1 protein-coding gene is annotated in these 22,258 nt (G+C 69.1%); it reads right to left on the reverse strand.

Annotated elements, in window-relative coordinates; all coding sequences use genetic code 11:
• Positions 1-17: 17 nt before the first annotated feature.
• Positions 18-22,235, reverse strand: coding sequence for a non-ribosomal peptide synthase/polyketide synthase (locus CBI38_RS24215; protein WP_230989936.1), 22,218 nt, complete (start codon positions 22,233-22,235; stop codon positions 18-20).
• Positions 22,236-22,258: the final 23 nt, after the last annotated feature.

Consider the following 22,258-nt stretch of genomic DNA (forward strand, 5'->3'; position numbering starts at 1 on the left):
TGCGGGCCTCGGCTTGCTCAGGTTCCAGGGGCCACTGTGTTCCCCCGATCCCGTAACACTCGGCCGATCTCGGCGAGCGGTTCCTTGTCCGCCAGGGCGGCGTGGGTGGCGTCGACGTCGAACTCGATGACGTTCTCGCCGAGCCGGCCCCGCCACATCTGTGGGGGACGCGCATGAAGTTCGAGGTCTGCTGCCGCGGTGAAGAACTGGATCTCTCCGTCGTAGCGGCGCGGTTGATACCGGGCATTGAGGAGGCCGAGTCGGTCGATCACGTTCCCGAGTCGGCGGAGGGCGTCGGCGGTGAGGAAACTCAGACCCGGATGCTCGTCGCCCAGTACTCGCGCCGCATCCTCGTAGTCGATCCCGCCGTCCGGCAACCGGTCTGCCGGGACACCGAGTTCGACCAGCGCGTCACGGATCGACGGCTGCTCGCCGCGGATGTCGGGCCGTTCGTGGAATTCCGACGGCAAGGTGTCGAGCATCGCGAGTGTCGCGACACTCTCATTGTTTTCACTGAACTGGACGGCCATCTCGTGAGCGATGATGCCGCCCAGCGACCAGCCCAGCAGGTGGTAGGGACCGCGGGGTTGCACGGCCCGGACTGCCTCGACATAGGAGGCGGCAAGCTCCGCGACGCTGTCGGGGACGGCGGCGGCCCCCGTGGCCTGGAGACCGTAGAGGGGGCGGCCGCCGAGGTAGTCCGTGAGTCCCGCGTAGCACCAGGACATTCCGCTCGCCGGATGGACGCAGAAGAGGGGTGGGCCCTCCCCCGTTCCGCCCAGCCGCACCACGGTGTCGAGCACACTTTCGGACAGTTCGGGGCCGGCCTCGATCCGGGCTGCGAGTTGCTGCACGGTGGGGTCGGTGAAGACCCACTGGATCGGCACCTCCCGGCCGAGGCGGCGGCGTAGTTCGCCGGCCACCGTTGCCGCACCCATCGACGTTCCGCCCAGGGTGAAGAAGTCCTCGTCGGCGGGTACGGTGTCGACGCCGAGCGCAGCGGCCATCGCGTCGGCCACAGCCTGCTCGACTCGTCCGGCCGGGAGGACGGCCGCTTCGGTGTCGAATGCCGATGTCGGGAGCCCGTTCCGGTCCACCTTGCCCGACGGCATCACCGGCAACCGGTCCAGCACGGTGACGGCGGAGGGGACGAGGTGCCGGGGCAGCAGGCGACGCGCGTGGGCGCGCACCGCAGCCGAGGTGAGGTCGGAGTCGCCGCTGACGTAGGAGACCAGGACCGTGGCCCCGTCACCCGTGGCTTGGGGCACGGTGACGGCGGACTGGACATCGGGGTGACGGAGCAACGCCGAATCCACTTCGGCGGGTTCCACCCGGATCCCGGCGATCTGCACCTGCGCGTCTTCGCGGCCCAGGTATTCGAGTTCGCCGTCTGCGGTGCGCCGCACCAGGTCACCGGTGCGGTACATCCGTTCGCCGGGTTTGCCATAGGGATGGGCCACGAATCGGGTTGCGGTGAGGTCGGTACGGCCAACGTAACCCCGTGCAACGCTGGTGCCGGCCAGGTACAGCTCCCCCACCACACCGTTCGGGACCGGATGCAGGCGCGCGTCCAGCACGAGGGCGGCACCGCCGTCGATCACGGTGCCGATGTTCACGCGGCCCGGGCCCAGTGGTCCGGCGAGCGACCCGAGGATGGTGAATTCGGTGGGCCCGTAGGCGTTGAACAGTCGGTGCCGACGGGACCACCGTGCAGCCAGTTCGGTGGGCAGTGCTTCGCCGACGGCCACGACGGTACGCGGCGACAGCATCTCGGCATCGAGGGTGGCCAGCACACTGGGTGTCGCAATGAGGTGGGTGATCTGTGCGTCGACGACCGTCTTTGCCAGTTCGTCTCCGGCGTAACCGAATTCCGAGGACATCACCAGGGTTCCGCCGGAGGTCAGTGCGTAGAGCATCTCGAACAGCGAGGCGTCGAAAGTGGGTGAGGCGAGTTGCAGCACGCGGATGTCCGATTCGGTGCCGAGAACCGGAGGCTGTGCGGCCACCACGTTCACCAAACCCCGATGCGGCACCACGACACCTTTCGGTTGTCCGGTGGATCCGGAGGTGTAGATGAGGTAGGCCGCGTGATCGGGTTCCGTCACCTGCGCGTATCCGCGTCGACGGATCCTGCGATCCCCTCGGGCCGGTGTCTGCTCGTTCCACTGCGCATCGGACAGGTCGAGCCAGTCCACGGCGCCGGTCAGCGTAGAAGCGAGGTCGCCGACCGTCACCCCGAGCACCGCGGCCGAATCGGTGATCATCCAGGCGACGCGCTCCTCGGGATGCGCCGGGTCGACCGACAGCCACGCCGCACCGGACTTCGTCACGGCCCACACGGCCAGCACCCAGTACCGGCCGCGGGGTGTCGCGATCGCCACGACGTCTTCGGGTCCGACGCCCCGATCGATCAGTCGTCCTGCCCAGCGTTCTGCTGCCGCGTCGAGTTCCGCGTAGGTCCACTGCAGGTCGCCGTCCACCACCGCGACCGCGTCCGGGGTCGCCCGCACCTGGGCCTCGAATACGTCGGCGAGCGTGCGGGGCGACGGTGTGCGCAATGGCCCACGGACGAGCTCGTCGTACTCGTGTTCGGTGAGGACCGGGAGGTCGCCGACCGGAATCGACGGGTTGTCGGCGACGGCGTCGAGGAGGCGGCTGTAACGTCCGGCGAGTCCGCGGGCGCTCACCTCGTCGAACAGGTCCGTGGCGTACACCAGACGGAGGGTGAGGGCCTCCTCGGTGTCGACGACGTCCCACACGAGATCGAATTCGATTCGCGGTTCGTCGACATCGACCGGTGCGGCGCCGGGCAGGCTTACGGGCTGCGACGGCACCCGCCGATAATTGAGGACCACCTGGAACAGCGGGTTGTGGGCAGGTGAACGCTGCGGCGCCACCCGCGCGACGACGTCGTCGAACGGGACGTCCGCGTGCGCGAAGGCCCCCAGATCCACCGTGCGTACCCGGTCGAGCAGTTCCGCGAACGACAGGGCGGGCGGCACCTCGGTGCGCAGCGCGACGGTGCCGACGAACATGCCCACCAGCCGGTCCAGCAGGGGGTCGGGTCGACCACCGACGGCGGTGCCCACCACGACATCGGAGTTGCCGCTCTCCCGTGCTAGCACTACGGCGAGTGCGGCATGCAACACCATGAAGACGGTGACGCCGTGGACACGAGCCAGGGCATGCAGCCGAGCGCGGAGTTCCTCGTCGACGACCCAGTCCACGCGGGAACCGTTGCGGCTGGGGTGGCTCGGCCGCGGACGGTCCGTCGGCAGCGACAGCGGTGCGTCGACGCCGCCGAGAACACGTCCCCAGTAGTCGAGTTGGGTGTACGCGACACTGCCGGGATCGGCGGCGTTTCCGAGGAACTCACGCAGCCACAGGGTGTAGTCACCGTAGTCGACGGCAAGCGATTCCCACTGCGGCGCTGAACCTTTAATGCGCGCACGGTAAGCCTCCGCGAGGTCGGCGAGCAACGGGTCCATCGAGCCGCCGTCGAGTGCGATGTGGTGCACTGTCGCGGCGACGATGTGGCCACCGGCAGGTTCGGCCCACATCCGCACGCGCAGGGGTGGTTCGGTTTCGAGGTCGAATCGTTGTCTGCCGAAGTTCTGGAGGTCTGCGTCACCCTCTTGTAGCAGGCTGTCGAGAACCTGGGCGGTGGGAACGATCACCTGGTGCGGGCCGTCCGCGTCGGCCGGGAAGACGGTCCGCAGCACCGTATGCCGCTCCACCACATCGGCGATCGCCGCCCGGAGAGCGGCCGGGTCCACGCCGGCGTCCAGGCGTGTACCGAACACCATGTGATGAACGGAAGCGTCGGGATCCACCTTGTTGAGGAGCCACATGCGTTGCTGTTGCGGCGAGAGGGGAACCCGGGCGTTCGGGTCCCGGCGCACGAGTGCCGGGCGCCGGGCCGCTCCGGTCGATCGCGCGTGGTCCAGCCAGCGCGCGAGGCCGGCCGCGGTCGGGTTCTCGAACAACGCCCGCCACGCCACGCTCACCCCGAACGCCGCAGAGAGCCGGCCGGCCACCGCGGTGGCGGAGAGCGAATCACCACCGAGGTCGAAGAAACTGTGGTTCGCGCCGGGCAGGTCGACACCGAGGACATCGGCGAAGACACCTGCCACCAACTCTTCGGTGATCGTTCGCGGGGGCAGCACATCCACCGGCTGCGTGGCAGGCAGCTGCAGCGCGCGCACGTCCAGTTTGCCGTTGGCGGTCAGCGGTAGGGACTCGAGCACCACCATTCTCGGCGGCACGAGGTACGCGGGCAGTTGTTCGGCCAGGCGCTCCGTCAACGACGCCGGGTTCAGGTCGGTGCCGGTGACGAAGGCGGTCAGTTCGCCGTCACGCAGAAGCACCGCGGCCTGCTCGACTCCGGTGAGCCGGAGCAGCCCGGCCTCCACCTCGGCGGGTTCGATCCGCATGCCCCGCACCTTCACCTGCCGGTCCACGCGGCCGACGAACGACAACGTGCTGTCTGCGCGGCGATGCACCAGGTCGCCGGTGCGGTATCTGCGCGAGCCACCCTCGGCAGCAACGAAGCTCGCCGCGGTGAGGCCGGGCTCGTCCAGGTATCCCCGGGCCAGACCGGGACCCGACAGATACAGCTCGCCGATGCCGCCCACCGGTACCGGCTGCAGGCGGGAATCCAGCACGGTCGCCGTGGTGCCGGCAATGGGTGCGCCGATCGTCACGTTCCCGTCCACCTCGGCGAGCGTGGCCACCACGGTGGATTCGGTCGGCCCGTAGGCGTTGAGCATCAGTCGCCCGGCACTCCACATTTCGGCCGATTCGGTGCGCAACGCCTCACCACCCACCGCTACCACGCGAAGCGAGTCGAGCCCGTCGGGATCGAGGGTTGCGAGCACTGCGGGTGTGGAGAGGTAGTGGGTCACGTACTGGTCCGACAGGAAGCGCTGCAACTCGGGGCCCGCGTACACGTCGGGCGGGGCGCACACTAGGCAGGCGCCCGACCCGAACGCCAGCAGCATCTCGAGGAGCGCCGCATCGAACGCGGGATTGTATCCATGCAGTACGCGAGAGTCGGGCGTCACCCGGTAGCGCTGCACGACTTCGGCGGCCAGTGATGCGACCCCGCTGTGAGTGACGGCCACGCCTTTCGGGGCTCCCGTGGACCCGGAGGTGTAGATGACGTACGCCAGTCCCCGTGCGGAGTCCCGATAGGTCGCGGTGGCGGCGATTGCCCGGTTCGGGCTGGGCACGTAGGCGGCGCCCGTCTTGGTGACGGCCCATAACTCGATGATGAAGTCGACGGATCGCGGCAGGTCGATCGGCAGCATCCACCCGGGACCGAAGCCATCGGCAACCAGTTCGCGAGCGCGCGCGTCCGACTGCCGGTCGAGTTCGCGATACGTCAACGTCCGGGTGCCGTCGGTGACCGCGGGGCTGCCGGGGTACGCGGCAGCGGTCGAGGTCAAAATTTCGGAAAGCGTGCGTTCCTCCGCGGCGGGCCCACCACCGAGCCGTTCCGCGCCGGTGAGCGCGATGTCGCCGGTGGCCACCTCGGGGTCGTCGGCGACAGCTTCGAGCATCCGGACGAGTTCTTCGGCCAGCGACTGAACGGTGGCGTGGTCGAACAGATCCTGCGCGTACGCCACGGCGCCCGTCATACCGGCGGGGTCGGCGCCGTCCCACTGCTCGGTGAGGGTGACGTGGAGATCGAATTTGACTGTCCCGGTGTCGACTTCCTCCGCTTGCACGTCGAGGCCGGACATCCGCACGGTGGGGGGCCGCAGGTTTTCCAGCGCCAGCGCGACCTGCGGGACACGGCCACCGAGAAGGTCGGCGATCACCTCGAACGGGACCTCGGCGGTGTCGAAGGCCTCTACGTCGAAGTCCCGCACCTGGGCCAGGAGACCGGTGAACGGCATGTCCGGCTCCACCTGCGCGCGCAGGGCGAGGGTATTCACGAACATCCCCACCGCCGCATCCAGCGCCGGGTCCCCGCGGCCGGCGACGGCGGTGGCGATGGTGATGTCACGCTGGTCGCCGAATCGCGCGAGCAGCACGGCCAGCGCGGCGTGCAGCACCATGAACGGAGTGGCCCGGTGTTCGTGTGCCAGCCGGTGGACCGCCTGCTGCACCGGAGCCGGGACGGAGAACCGCACCATCCCGGCCGTGTCCGTGGACGCGCTCGTGCGGGGCCGGTCCACCGGGAACGGGGCGACCGATTCCGCACCCGCCAATGCGACCCGCCAGTGATCGACGCCGCGGGCCCCATACGCACTGCTCAGCAGCTCTTCCTCCCAGAGCGCATAGTCGGCGTACTGCACGGTTGCCGGCTCCCACTCCGGAGCGGTATCCGCGCGACGAGCCGCATAGGCGGCGAGCACGTCGGCCACCAGCGGAGCGAGGGACCAGCCGTCGGCGGCAATGTGGTGAAGGACGATCACCAGCACGTGGACGTCGGGTGCTACTCGCAGCAGTTGCACCCGCAGTGGTGGCTGGGCGGTGAGGTCGAATGGTGCGCGTGCGAGTCGCGTGACCGCGGCGGCCACACCCGAGGCGTCCACGTCGCGAGGTGCGAGGTCCAGTGCGACGCGAGGCGTGATGTCCTGCCAGGGCGACTCCCCCGGCTCCGACGGATACCGGGTACGCAGCACCTCATGGCGGGCAATCACGTCGCCGAGTGCGGTGGCCAACGCCGTCACGTGCAGGTCACCTGCGAGCCGCACCGTGGCAGGGAGGTTGTAGGTGGCAGATTCCGGGTTGCGTCGATTCCACCCCCACATGCGGTATTGGCTCCGGGACAGCGGGATCCGGTCCGGTCGCGGCCGGGCTCCCAGTGCGGGGCGCAGGCCCGGCGCGGGCACCGCCGTGTCGAGGGCTCCGGCGAGCTCCGCGACGGTGGGATGGGCGAAGAGGGTGCGCAGCGGAACCGGGACGCCGACGGCGTCGGTGAGCCGCGCCGTCAGTTGTGTTGCAAGCAGGGAGTTTCCGCCGGTATCAAAGAAGTGCGTTGACCTGCCCGCCTCCTCGATCCCGAGAACGTCCGCGAACACGTCGGCGACCGTCCGCTCGGTGTCGGTGTTCGGCGGCTCGAGCTCACCGGTACCGAGGTCTGGGACGGGGAGCGCACGGACGTTCAGCTTCCCGTTGCTCAGCGGAGGCGGCGAGTCGAGCACCACGACAGAGGCCGGAACCAGATACGACGGCAACACTTCGGCGAGGCGGCGGCGCAGCACCACGGTATCCAGCTCGGCGCGCGGCAGGACGTACGACGTCAGCACGTCGTGGCCGGTGGGCGTGGTGCGCACGACGGTGGCGGCGAAGTCCACGTCGACGAGCCCGGCGATGGCAGTGTCGATCTCGCCGGGCTCGATGCGTACGCCGCGCACCTTGACCTGAGCGTCGTTCCGGCCGAGGAATTCGAGTACATGACGGTCCCCGGCCGCCTTCCACCGCACGAGGTCACCGGTGCGGTACCGGCGCCTGCCGTCGGCGGAGGCCACGAACCTCTCGGCCGTGAGTCCCGGTTGCCCGGCATAACCACGGGCGAGGCCCGGGCCCTCGAGGTAGAGCTCGCCGGGCATCCCCACCGGAACCGGACGCATCCGCTCGTCGAGCACGACGACCTCGAAGCCCGGCACGGGTTCACCGATCGGCACGGACTCGCCCCGACGGAGGGGGCCGGTGGCGATCGCGTACATGGTCGCCTCGGCCGGTCCGTAACCGTTGATCATTCGGCGGCCGGGCGCCCACCGATCCACCAGGGCGGTACCCAGACGTTCGCCGCCCAGCATGATCATCCGCAGGTGCGGCAATTCGCGCGAACCGATCGTGGCCAGCGCCGTCGGGGTGATGCAGGCGTGTGTGATTCGCTCCCGTTCCAGCAGATCGCCCAGTGCGGGGCCTGCGAACTCCGCGTCGGAGGCGACGACCAGGGTGGCCGCCGACGCACCCGCGACGAGGATCTCGAGCAACGCCATGTCGAAGCCGGCGGCCGCGCGGTGCAGCATCCGGGACCCAGGGCCGGCGGCATAGCGCTGGGCGACGTCCATGTCGAGTGCGGCAAGGCCGCCGTGCGTCACCACTACTGCCTTGGGAGCGCCCGTGGTGCCGGAGGTGAACACCACGTAGGCGGGCTGGTCCGGGTGGACGCGGGGTCGGACCATCGCACCCGCCGACGTGTCCGCGTGCGTGTGGGGTTCCACCCAGGTGATCTCGTCGCCGAGGGTCGCCGAGCCCACGCCGAGAGTGGTACCCGCCGCGGCGAGCATTGCGTGTATTCGCGCGCTCGGCAGATCAGGATCGACAAGTACGGGTGCCGCACCGGTTTTCGCGATCGCCCACAACCCCACCACGGACTCCGTCGATCGCGGTACCGACCATGCCACCGTCGTGCCGGGACGGGCGCCCAGTTTCTGCAGCTCCCGCGCCAACCCCTCCGACTGCAGGTCGAGCTGCCGGTAGGTGACGGACCTCTCGCCGTCCTGCACCGCGACTGCGCCGGGAGCCAGCACCGCCCCGCGGGTGAGGATGTGGTGCAGCGGGACGGGTGCGGGTGCGGCGGGGCCACGGGCTGGGGCGAGGGCTGCGCGTTCGGCGGGACTGGACAGGTCCACGTCGCCGACCCGCTGATCGGGGTCTGCGGTGACCGACCCGAGTAGTCGGACGAGTTGGTCGGCGAAACCGAGGATCGTCGAGCGGTCGAACAGCGCTGCGTCATACCCGAATTCGAGGTGCATGCGCGCACCCGGCGCTGCCTCGGTGGCGGTGAGCTGGAGGTCGAAGTTCGCGGGATGCGCTGTCGGCGTCATCGGTGTGACGTCGACGCCGGGCAACGTGAAGTGTCCCGGACGATGCCGCTGCATCGACAGCGCCACTTGGAACAGCGGATGATGCGACGTCGAGCGGGCGGGATTGAGCAGTTCCACCAGGGTCTCGAACGGCATGTCGGCGTGCGTGTACGCGGCGACGTCCTGGGTGTGAACGTGGGCCAAGATCTCGGCGAAGCTGGCGGAGGGATCGATCTGCGTGCGCAGCACCAGCGTTCCGGCGAACATGCCGACGACGTCGTCGAGTTGGGGGTCGGTGCGCCCTGCGACGGCGGTGCCGATCGGGACGTCCCGGCTGCCGCTGTACCTCGAGAGCAGCACGGCCAGCGCGGCATGCAACACCATGAACGTGGTGGCCCGTCCGGTACGCGCCAGGGCGACGATGCCGTCGTGCAAGGCCTCGTCCAGCTCCACGGAGTGGACGGCTCCGCGGCCGGAGGGTGCCGTGGGACGCGGGTGGTCGACGGGCAGCGTCACCTGTTCCGGCAGATCGGCCAGCGTCTCGAGCCAGTACTCCCGGCCGGGATCGTTCAGCATGGTGCGCTGCCACACGCTGTAGTCGCTGTACTGCACCGGCAGGGGCGACCACTCGGGGCTGCGACCCTCGAGCCGCGCACGGTAGGCGACGGCGGTGTCGCGGATCAGGGTGCCGAGCGACCAACCGTCGGCGGCGATGTGGTGGACAACCAGCGCCAGCACGTGTGCGTCGGCACCGACGCGATACACACGCCCCCGAACGGGAGGTGCGGCGGCGACGTCGAATCCGGTGTCGACGAGTGCCCGCACGTGGGCGTCGAGTGCGTCGGCGGGAATGGCGACCGGAGCCAGGTCGAGGGGTACCGAGTCGGCCGCGAGCAGCACCTGATGCACCCCCTCGGCGTCGGACGGGTACACCGTGCGCAGGGTCCGGTGCCGCTCGAGCAGGTCCCGGGCCGCGGCCGCAAAGGCTGTGGTGTCCAGTTCGCCGTCGAGGCGGAGGAGGATCGGTATGTTGTATCCTGCTGCGCCGGTGTCGAATTGGTTGAGCACCCACATCCGCTGCTGTGCGGGCGAGAGCGGCACCCGGCCGTGTAACGGATCCGGTAGCAGGGCGGGTCGCCGACGCCCGGTGTGCGCGCGGTCCTCCACGCGGGCTGCCAGCTCGGCCACGGAGGGTGCTTCGAAGAGGTCGCGCACCGTGATGTCCGTGTCGAAGACGGCACTCACCCGAGTCGCGACCCGGGTGGCGATCAGCGAATTGCCGCCCAGTTCGAACAGGCTTCGGCGGATGTCGACCTCGGGCGAGCCGAGCAGTTCGGCGAAGATGCCGGCGACCACTTCCTCGATCGGGCCGTGCGGCACCTGCCACTCGTCGGCGGTCACGTCCGGTTCTGGCAGTGCGCGCCGGTCGACTTTGCCGTTGTGCGTCAGGGGGATCGACGGCACCGCAATGATCGCTCCGGGCACCATGTACTCGGGCAGGAGTGCGCGTAGGTGCCGCGTGAGTGCGGCCGGCTCCGCAGCGGCCACCACGTACGCCACCAATTGTTCGCCGATGCTCCTGGAGCGCAACACAACTACCGCACCGTCGACGTCGTCGTGACGCAGTAGCGCCGCCTCGATCTCGCCGGGTTCGATGCGGTAGCCGTGGAACTCAACCTGCGAGTCTGCCCGGCCGAGGTAGTCGAGTTCTCCGTCGGCACGCCGGCGGGCGAGGTCTCCCGTGCGGTACATGCCGGCACCGGGCGTGAAGGGGTCGGCCACGAACCGCTGGGCGGTCAAGCCCGGCCGGCCGAAATAGCCGCGGGACACCTGCGGGCCCGCGACGTACAGTTCGCCGACGGTTCCCGGTGGCACGGGCCGCAACGAGGTGTCCAATACGTACGTTCGCATTCCCGGGATGGCCCGGCCGAGCGAAGCCCTACCGTCGCCGACACCGAGATCGGTGTGGGTGACGTGCACAGTGGTTTCGGTGATTCCGAACATGTTGACAGCGCGAACCGACGGGTGCCGCGCGAGCCACGGTGACACCAGCGCGAGGTCGAGCGCCTCCCCACCGAAGATCAGCAGTCGCACTGTGTCGGTCACGTCGTAGTCGGCCAGCTGGCCGAACGCGGACGGCGTCTGATTGAGCACCGTCACCCCCTCGCGGCTCAGCAGTTCCGCGAAGTCGCGCGGCGAACGGGCCACGTCGTGATCCACCAGCACCAGCCGCCCACCGGTGGTGAGCGCTCCCCACATCTCCCACACCGAGAAGTCGAAAGCGTGGGAATGGAACATGGTCCACACGTCGCCGGCGCCGAAGTCGAATTCTCGGCACGTATTCGCCAGCAGCCACAGCACATTGGCATGCGAGACCAGCACACCCTTGGGCTCTCCGGTGGAGCCGGAGGTGTAGATCAGGTAGGCGCCCTGCGCCTGTGAGTGGTTAAGGAGTCCCTGCACTCGTGAACCACTCACAGGCGCAGCCTCGAGGAGGACAACCGGGCAGGACACCTCGGGCAGGTTCGCGGCGTCTGCGGCGGAGGTCAGCAGCACGGTGGGTGATGCGTCCGAGAGGAGGTAACGCACGCGTTCGGCCGGGTAGTCGACGTCGACGGGGAGGTACACCCCGCCGGCACGGACAACGGCGAGCAGCGCCGCGATGAGATCCACCGACCGCGACAGCGCCACGGCGACGACGTCTTCGGGCCCCACCCCGGCCTCCGACAGCGCTGCGGCCAGTTCGGCGGACCGCCGGTCCAGGTCCCCGTAGGTCAGGGTGGTGTCGCCGTCGGTAACGGCGACGGCGTTCGGGTTCTCGGCGACGCGCTGCGCGAAGAGTTCCGCCAGCGACTCCACCGTCGGTGCGACGCCTTCGGCGCCTCCGACGAGGGCCCTCTGCTCGTCCGCGGTCAGCACGTCGATGGCGCCGACGTCGGCATGGGGTCGGTCGGTGACCGCACGCAGGATCCGCAGCAGTCGCTGCACCCACTGCTCGACGGTGTGCTGATCGAACAGCTCGGTGGGGAAGGTGAACACGCCGTCGAGACCGGCGGGGCTTCCGTCGGGTGTGCGCCGGTCGCGCAACGACACCTCGAGGTCGAAGCGGCTGATCCCGGTGCCTGCCTCGCGGCCCCGGACGACGAGACCGGGCAGTTCCGGCAGCCGGTCTGCGCCGCCGTCCCCGAAGTTCTCGAACGCCAGCATCACCTGGAACAACGGATGGTGACCCGCTGACCGGGCCGGGGCGAGCGCGTCGACCACGAGGTCGAACGGCACCTCGGAGTGCGCGAACGCCGCGATGTCGGTCTCCCGCACGGACGCCAGCAGTTGCGCGAACGTCGAGCGCGCATCCACCCGGCTGCGCAAGGCAACGGTGCCGACGAACATTCCGACCACGTCGTCCAGCGCGGGGTCGGTGCGACCCGACGTGGGGGTTCCCACAGCGAAGTCGTCCGCCCCGGTCAGCTTGGACAGCAACACGGCCAGCGCCGCGTGCATCACCATGAAGAGGGTGGAGTTCTGTTGCTGCGCCAGCTCTTCGAGTGCGCGGTGTAGTTCGGCAGGCACCGCGAACGGAGCGATCCCGGCGGTCCCCTGCAGGGTGCCGGGACGTGTCCGGTCGGTGGGCAGCGGCAGAAGTGTGGGCATGTCCTGCAACGCCCCGGCCCAGTACTCGAGCTCGCGGTGCGCGAGGCTGTCGGGATCGGCGGGGTCGCCGAGCACCTCACGTTGCCAACGCGCGTAGTCGGTGTACTGCACGGGCAACGCCGGCCACGAAGGCGCCTGCCGGACGAGCCGGGCCTCGTACGCGGTGGTGAGGTCCCGGACCAGTGGGCCGAACGACAACCCGTCGACGGCTACGTGGTGCAGCACGACGGCAAGGGTGTAGCGCTCCGGAGCCCTTTCGAACAGGGCCAGGTGCACGGGCCGCTCGACCGCGAGGTCGAAGCCCTCGGCGGCGAGGGAGGCGATGGCCTCGTCCACGGCTTCTTCCGAGATGCGAACCGGTGTCAGCTCCACCCCGGGCGGGCCGACCGTCTGGACGACGCCGGTGTCGGTGACCGTGAACACGGTGCGCAGCGTGGCGTGCCGCTCGACGACATCGATGAGCGCCCACCGCAATGCCTCGACATCGAGTGCACCGTCGAGGTCGACAGCGAATGGCACGTTGTACGCGGCAGACCCCGGTGCGAGCTGGCCCAGCAGCCACAACCGTTGTTGCGCGAAGGCCACCGGCGCCGGACCGTCGGTGTCGCGGGCCACGAGCGGCGGCCGCGCGTCCCCGCCCTCGGCGATCAGCGCGGCGAGGCCGGCGACGGTCGGCTGGTCGAACAGGTGACGCACCCCGACGCGCACTCCCGTCACCGACGACAGCCGCGACACCACCCGGGTAGCGGACAACGAGTTGCCGCCCAGCGCGAAGAAGTCGGTGTCGGCTCCCACCTCGGGCACACCGAGTACCTCGGCGACCGCATCGGCCACCACCTGTTCGAGCGGGGTCTGCGGTGGACGCGTCGACGACGTCGGCAGTTCCGGGTCGGGAAGCGCGGACCGGTCGACCTTTCCGCTCACCGTCAACGGCAACCGGTCGAGCACGGTGACCGATGCGGGCACGAGGTAGCGCGGCAGTCGCTCGGCGACGTAGGCGCGCAGTGCCGCCGACTCCAGGGTGCCGCCGCTGACGTACGACGCCAGTTCGCCGCGGCGCGTCACCGTCACCGTCACCGCCGAATGAACTCCTGGCGCTGAAGCCAGCACCGCATCAACTTCACCCGGTTCTACGCGGAACCCACGAATCTTCACCTGACTGTCGGCGCGCCCGACAAACTCGAGCTCGCCGAATCGGTTCCACCGCACCAGGTCCCCGGTCCGGTACATGCGTCCGCCGCCGTACGGGTCGGCCATGAAGGTGCGCGCGGTTGTACCCGGCCTGCCGACATATCCTTGAGCCAGACCGGGGCCCGAGAGGTACAGCTCCCCCACTACCCCGACGGGAACCGGCCGAAGTCGCGTATCCAAGACCACGGCCGACATCCCGTCGACGGGGCCGCCGATCGTGATGCGCGAGCCCGACAGTTCCGCCGCCGTCGCCCAGATCGTCGTTTCCGTGGGGCCGTAGAGATTCAGCACCCTGCGTCCGGTTGACCACCGCGACACCAGTTCGGGTGGGCACACGTCCCCGGCCACCGCGAGAACCTCGAGGGCGTCGAGTCCGCTCGGGTCGATCGTCGCCGGCACTGCCGGGGTCGATGTCCAGTGACTGATCCGCTCGCGCCGCAGAAGCTCGCGCAGTTCGTCTCCGCCGAAGACGCCGGGTGGAGCGATCACGAGCACGGCGCCGGTGGTGAACGCCAGGAGCATCTCGTGGATCGACGCATCGAACATCGGGGACGCTGCGTGCAGCACCCGCGACTGCGGGGTGGCCCCGTAGAAGCGGCGCAGGGCGGCGGCATGACCGGACAGGCCGCGGTGGGTGACGACGACGCCCTTGGGTGTGCCGGTCGAGCCGGAGGTGTAGATCACGTAGGCGGGATGATCCACGGACAGCGGCCGAACCCGCTCGTCGTCGGACACCGGAATCGGATCCGCGCCGGTGCCTGACAGGACCAGCGGAGTGATACCGCCGGGCACCAGCGAGGCGTCGAGTGTCAGCGCCGTGGTGACGCCCGCGTCGGCAAGAATCCGTGCGGTGCGTTCGGCCGGCTGGTCGACGTCGAGGGGCACGAATGCGGCACCGCTGCGCGCGATCGCCCACACCGCGATCACCGAGTCGAGCGAGCGCGGCATCATGATTGCGACCCGGTCACCGGGCCCGACACCGGCGGCGATCAGGCGGCGGGCCCACCCGTTGGACCGGGCATCCAGCTCGCGGTAGGTCAGTTCTTCGCTTCCGCACCGGGCAGCGACCCCGGTCCGGTCAGCCGCCAACAGCTCCGGAAGCGTCTGTGGTGCCGGGGCTTTCGGGCCACGGGACGGAACCAGGGCGGCCGCCTCGGCGGGTGTCACCCACTCGAGGTCGCCCAGTGTCCGGGAAGGATCCGCCACCACCGTGGACAGAATGTGGTGCAGCAGCTCCGACCACCGGGCGATGGTGGCCGAGTCGAACAGTTCCGCCGGGTACACGAGGTCACCGTCGAGTCCGGCAGCTGCCCCGTCGTCGGCCCGCATTTCGCGCAGGGACAGTTCGAGGTCGTACCGGCTGACGGCGCTCTCGATGTTGCGGCGACGGACGGCGACGTCGTCGAGCAGCAACTCTGTTTCGCCGAAGTTCTGGTACGCGAGCATCACCTGGAACAGCGGGTGATGGGTTGCCGACCGCACGGGAGCGACGGCGTCCACCACCTGATCGAACGGCAGGTCGGCGTGGGCGAACGCCTCGAGGTCGGTGTCCCGGACGGCCGCCAAAAACTCGGTGAACGTCTGTCGGTGATCGACGCGTGTGCGCAGCACTACCGTTCCGGCGAACATCCCCACCAGGTCGTCGAGCGCCGGGTCCGGTCGTCCGGACGTTGGGGTGCCCACGGCGATGTCTTCGCTTCCGCTGAGTACGGCGAGGGTTAGCGCCAACGCGCTGTGCACCACCATGAAGGGGGTGACCCCGCAGCTACGGGCCACGGCGTCCACGGCGCCGTGCAATTCGGCGTCCACCGTGAACGCGACCCGTCCGGCAGTCCGGGTGGCCGCCGGCATCCGTGGGCGGTCGGTCGGCAGCTCGAGCAGCTCGGGAGTTCCCTGCAGTCGCTCGGACCAGTACGCGACGTCCGCCGGCGCCGTGGTGGCAGACACCGATCGCTGCCACTGTGCGAACCGCCCGTAGCCCACCGGCAGTTCAGGCCACCCCGGTTCGCGTCCGGCACGCCGCGCCGCATACGCCGTCATCAAGTCGCGGGTCAGCGGGCCGAACGACAGTCCGTCCACCGCGATGTGGTGCGCCGCGACGGCGACGGTGTAGCACTCCGGTGCGCGTTCGAAGATCCGAATCCGTACGGGCACTTCGCGGGTGAGGTCGAATCCGCGGCTGCCCAGGGCCGCGAGTGCGTCGTCGAGCGTGCCGGAGGCGACGACGATCGGCGACAGGTCCAGATCGACCGGCCGCGCCACCTGTACCACATCGGATGCGGTGTCCTCGAACACCGAATGCAGCGGCTCGTGCCGCCCGACCACGTCGCGTACGGCTGCGGCGAGAGCACCCACATCGACCGGTCCGTCGAGGTCGATCGCGAAGGGAACCACATAGTCGGGTGAGCCGGGGTTCATCTGCTCGTGTAACCACAGCCTCTCCTGCGCGGGTGCGAGGGGTGAGGCACCTCGGTCTCCGGTGGGAGGTTCGTCGACGAGGGGCGGCAGAGCAGCGGCGGAGCGCGCGTCCTCCAGTCGGCCCGCAAGTTGGGCGACGGTCGGTGCGTCGAACACATCGCGGACGCTGACCCGGCGGTTCAACGCCGCCCTCAGTCGCGACACCAATCGGGTTGCGGTGAGCGAGCTTCCGCCGAGGGCGAAGAAGTCGGCGTCCGCATCGATCGAGGGCAGACCCAGCACGTCGGCGACCACCCCGGCGACGAGCTCTTCCAGTTGCCCGCGCGGTGCCCGGGCCGGAACCGGCGCGGGTGTGGGTGCGGGCAGGGCCTTCCGGTCGAGCTTCCCGCTGCTGGTCAGTGGCACCTCGTCGAGCACGGTCACCGACGCGGGCACCATGTAGCCCGGCAAGCGTTCGCGCAGAAACTCCACCAGTGCCTGCGCATCGAGTTCCGCGCCGTGAACGTAGGACGCGAGCACCGGTTCACCCGCGGCCGAGGTCCGCACCACCGTTGCCGCGGTGTCGACTCCGGGCGCGGACGCCAGCGCGGCGTCGACTTCGCCGAGTTCCACCCGGAATCCGCGGATCTTCACCTGGTCGTCGGTTCGGCCCGCGAATTCGAGCCGATGGTCGCTGGTCCACCGGACCATGTCACCGGTTCGGTACATCCGGGAACCCGGACTTCCGTATGCGCTGGCGACGAATCGGCTTGCGGTCAAGGCGTATTGGCGGTGATAGCCGCGGGCGAGGCAGTCACCCGAGAGGTACAGCTCACCGACGGCGCCGACGGGTACCGGCCTCAGTCGCTCGTCGAGCACCACGGCGGAGGTTCCCGCGTAGGGCGTGCCGATGGTGATGCGATCGCCGATGTGGAGCGGTTCTGCGCTGGTGCAGACGACGGTGGTTTCGGTGGGGCCGTAGCTGTTGAGGAGTACCCGGTCCGGTGCCCATCTGGTCACCAGTTCGGGTGGGCACGGCTCGCCGCAGACCTCGAGGACGCGGAGGTCGGCGAGGCTCTCCGGGTTCATCAGGCGCGGCACCGTCGGGGTGGTGAGGAAGTGGGTGACGCGCTCGCGGCGAAACAGTTCGGTGAGGTCGTCACCGTAGGTGTCGGGAGGCGCGATCACCACGGTGGCGCCGGCCGTGAAGGCCAGGAGTAGTTCTCCGACGGAGACGTCGAAAGACGGGGAGGCGACGTGCGCCACCCGGGAGTCGCGTCCGAGGTTGCGGTACTCGGCGTTTGCCGCCACCAGGGCGGCGAGTCCGCGGTGGGTTACCGTAACGCCCTTCGGCATTCCGGTGGAGCCGGAGGTGTAGACGACGTAGGCGGGATGGTCGAGGTGCAACACGCGGGTGCGGTGCGGGTCGTCTATCGCGGTGCTCTCGCCCGTGAGATCTGCCGTGCCGATCCAGTCGATACCGTCCGGAACCACCGATGCATCCCGCGCGAGCACCACGTCGACTCCGGAGTCGCGGAGCATGTGCGTGATGCGCGGGGCAGGGTAGCCGGGGTCTATCGGCACGAACGCGGCACCGGATTTCGCGACGGCCCACATTGCCACGACGGACTCCGCGGACCGGGGCACCATCACCGCCACCAGATCTTCAGGCCCGATGCCACGCGCAATCAGCCTGTGGGCCAATCGGTTCGAACGCTGGTCGAGTTCCGGGTAGGTCATGTCGTTGCCGTCGAACCGCAGTGCGACACCGTCGGGGTTCAGCCCGTCGTGCAGGAGTCGCGGCAAGGTTCGCGCGGGAACCGCGGCACCGCCGGACGCCGGCACGAGTGCCGCCCGGTCGGCCGGACCGAGGAGGTCGATGTCACCGACCGGACGGGTCGGGTCACTCGCGACGGCGGCCAGGATCGTCTCCAATTGTCCCGCCCACCGGTTCACGGTCCCGTCGTCGAACAGTTCACGTGGGTACGTGATGACGCCGCGCAGACCGCCCGGATCGCCGTCGCCGGCCGGGAGTTCGTCCACGGTGATGTCGAGATCGAAGGCGCGGACGTGCGGTTCCTGTTCCCGCACACGGGCCGTGACCCCGTCGAGCTGGATCTCCGGGCCGATCGAATTCTGGTAGGCCAGCATCACCTGGAACAGCGGGTGTGCGTCTGTGGTCCGGGTGGAGAGCACCTCCTGTACCACCGAGTCGAACGACACGTCGGCGTTGGTGAAGGCTTCGAGGTCGGCGCGGCGGACGGTGCGCAACAGGTCGGTGAAAGTCGCGTCTGCCGCCACCGGGGTGCGCAGTACCACCGTGCCCACGAACATGCCGACGATGCCGTCCAGCGCGGGGTCGGGGCGTCCGCCGGTGGCGGTGCCGACCGCGATGTCCTCGGTGCCGGTCAGTCCGCGCAGCAGTACGGCGAGCGCGGCGTGCAGCACCATGAACGCCGTGACGTCGTGCTCGCGCGCGAGGGCGAGCAGGCGCCGGTGCAGCTCGGGGTCGACCCGGAACTCGGCGCTTCCGGCGGTGAGAATTTGTGCGGACGGTGGCCGGGGACGATCCAGGGGAAGCGGAAGCACCTCGGGCAAGCCACGCAAAGTGTCTGCCCAGTAGTCGAGTTGGCGGCGGACGAGGCTGACGGGGTCGTTCGGATCACCGAGAATGTCTTGCTGCCACCACGCGTAGTCGGTGTACTGCAGCGGCAACGGCTCCCACACCGGCGCTTGCCCTCGACGACGGTCGGCGTACGCGGCCGAGACATCCCGGACGAAGAGGGGAAGGGACAGACCGTCGATTGCGATGTGGTGCACCACTACCGACATCGTGTACTGGCCGGGGGCTACTCGGCGCAGCCGCATCCGGATCGGAATCTCGCGCGTGAGGTCGAACACGGCGGCGGTTTCGGCATCCGCCAGCTCGACGTCCTTGCTGCGCACCACCTGTCGTGGACCGGCTCCGTCATCGGGAAACACGGTTCGCAGCGCCGGATGCCGCTGCACCACATCGTCGATCGCGGTACGAAAGGCAGCGACATCCAGATCGCCGGAGAGGTCGACCGAGAACGTCACCACGTACGGGTCGCGCTCGGGGTTCCGCTGATTCACCAGCCACAGCCGTCGCTGTTCCGCGGACAGCGGCGCCGCTGTGTCCACGGTCCGCGGCACCAGCGGTGGTCGCGACTCGGTGTCGGGCGCGCCGAGGTGAGCGGCCAGGGCTTCTGCAGTCGGGTGGTCGAAGATGTCGCGCACCGTGACGCGGCGGCCCAGCACCGCGCTGGACCGCGAAGCGAGACGTGCTGCGCCCAGCGAGTTTCCACCCAGTGCGAAGAAATGGGCATCGATTCCGACGGTGGCCAGTCCCGTTTCCGAGGCGAATGCTCCGACGAGAAGTTCCTCGATCGGTGACCGCGGTGCGCGATCACCGGTGCCGCGCGGTGACGGGGTGGGCAGTGCTGCCTTGTCCACCTTGCCTGCCGGTGTCAGAGGCACCGAATCGAGCACAGTGATCGACGACGGTACGAGGTGGTCCGGCAACCGTTGCGCGAGATGGTCGCGCATCCGCGCGGGCTCGAGGTTCCGCCCGTGCACATAGGTCGCCAACTGCGGGCCGCTCACACCCACGGCGGCAACAGTCACAGACAGGTCCACACCGGGATACGTCCGCAGCACGGCGTCGATCTCGCCGGGCTCTACTCGGTGACCTCGGATTTTCACCTGGTCGTCGGCGCGACCGATGAACTCGAGCGTCAGGTCGGGAGTCCAGCGCACCAGGTCGCCAGTGCAATACAGGCGCCCGTCTCCGTAGGGATTGGCGACGAATCGGGTGGCGCTGCGCCCCGGTTGTCCCAGGTATCCGCGCGCGATCCCGGGCCCGGACAGGTACAACTCCCCTACTGCGCCGACCGGTAACGGCCGCAACCGCGTATCGAGCACCAACGCGGAAACACCGTGGATGGGGGCGCCGATCGTGACGGCGTCGGTGGGTGCGAGCGGTGCCGTCGACGTGGACCATACGGTGGCCTCGGTAGGCCCGTAGAGATTGAGCAGTGTTCGGCCCGGCGCCCATCGCGTGAGCACTTCGGGCGGACATACATCGCCGGCCACGGCTACGACCTGTAAGTCGTCGAGCCCGTCGGGGTCTGTCATGGCCGGTACGGCGGGGGTCACCGTCCAGTGCGTGATTCGCTCCCGGCGCAGCAATGCGGTCAGCTCGTCGCCGCCGTACACGTCTGCCGGGGCGATCACCAAGGTGGCGCCGGCGGTGAAGGCCGACAGCATTTCGTGAATGGACGCGTCGAAACTCGGCGACGCGAATGCGAGTACCCGCGACTCCGGAGTTACCCGATAGTGCCTGCGCAGTGCGGCCGCATGGCTCGACAGTCCGCGATGAGTGACCACCACACCCTTGGGTGTTCCGGTCGACCCGGACGTATAGATCACGTACGCCGGGTGATCGACGTGGAGCGGACGTACGCGGTCTGTGTCCGTGATCGGCGCGGCGGAGCCGTCACCGTCAAGCAGCGACATCCACTCGACGCCGTCCGGTACGACGCCGGAATCTACGGCGAGCGCGAGGGTGACCGCGCTGTCGGCCAGCATGTGCGTGACCCGCTCGGCCGGATAGCCGGGGTCGATGGGGACGAAAGCCGCACCCGCTTTCGCGACGGCCCACAACCCGACGATCGATTCGACGGAACGGGACGCGATCACCGCGACTCGATCTTCGGGCCCGACTCCTCGTTCGATCAGCCTGCGCCCCAGTCGGTTCGACCGCTCATCCAGTGTGAGATATGTCACATCCGTTTTCCCGCAGCGGATTGCGGAGTGGGTCGCGTGCTCGGGCACGGTCAGCAGGGCGGCGAGGGTCGTCGGTTCGGCGGCGCTGGGCCCCGAGGCCGGCACGAGGACTCCGCGCTCGGCTTCGTCGAGAACCTCGAGATCGGTGACTGGGCGATCGGCCCCGGCTCCGACGAAGTCGGTGAGGTAGGCCACGAATCGCTCGAGAAGCCGTTCTACCTCGGCCTGTTCGTACAGGGCGGGGTTGGCCTCGAAGCAGACGCGCGGCGGGCCGCCGCCGACTCCGGGGTAGATGTCGACGGCGAGATCGTCGACCGGTCCAGCGGAAAGGAGGTGCATTTCGCCTGCCTCGTCACCGAGGGTGACGTCGTGCAGGAAGGCCATGATGTTGACCACCGGCCCGAACGCAGCACGCGACTGGAACTCGAGCCCCAGGTCGCGCAGCATGTCTTCGTATCGATACCGCTGGTGACGCAATGCTCCGGTGAGTTCGAGCTGCACCCGGCGCACTACATTCTCGGTGTCATCTTCTGCGCCGATTGCCACGCGAACCGGGACGAGGTTCGACACCATGCCTGCCGATCGGCGCATTGCTGCGGTGGTGCGCCCGGACACCGGAAGGCTCAGCACGATGTCGGTGTTGCCGGTCATCCGAGCCAGAAATGCCGCGAATGCGGCCACCACGATCGGCACTTCGGACGAGTTGGATCGGCGCGCGAGTTCGTCCATCAGTTCGGTGGATTCGCGCGTGAGAGTACGGCTGGCGATCCGGGAGACGGCGGCGGGCGGAGCCTCACGACGAGTCAGCCGCGACGGCGCGGGCAGCTCGGTCAGCCGCTTTGCCCAGTGTTCCCGGTCGACGGCCGCCCTACTAGAACCTTCGTACGCAATTTCGGCGTCGAATATGTCGCGCACACCCAGCGCCCGCGGTTCCGGTGGTTCCGTCCCTCGCACTGCGTGGGTGTACAGCTCCGCAATGCGCTCGACCACAGTCATCGCGCCGTAGCCGTCGACGATCAGGTGATGCGCGAACGTGTTCCAGTAAAAGTGATTTTCACCGAGGTGCAGGAGTGTCGACGCGATCATCAAATCGGCGGTCGGGTCGAGCCGGCGGCTGTATCGCTCGGTCATCCACCGCCTGGCCTCGACCTCGGGGTCCGCGGATCCCCGCAGGTCGAGGTAGCTGAGGGCGTTCGGGTCGAATGGATCGAACGATTGCGAGGGCACACCGTCACGCTCGACGACGTGGACGAACGGAGACTGCAGTTCGCGCGCCGCACGGGTGGTCGCCTCGGTCAATGCACCGACGTCCACCGGCCCACGGACCTCGACATACAGCGCCACGTTCAAGGGGACGTCCGGATCGAGTTGCTGGGCGAACCAGAGCCCCTGCTGGGCACGCGAAAGAGGGAAGGCACTCACAAGCGCCACCCCCTTATCAGCGA

Origin of the sequence: Rhodococcus oxybenzonivorans (assembly GCF_003130705.1) — a bacterium.
In the GTDB taxonomy this organism is placed as follows: domain Bacteria; phylum Actinomycetota; class Actinomycetes; order Mycobacteriales; family Mycobacteriaceae; genus Rhodococcus_F; species Rhodococcus_F oxybenzonivorans.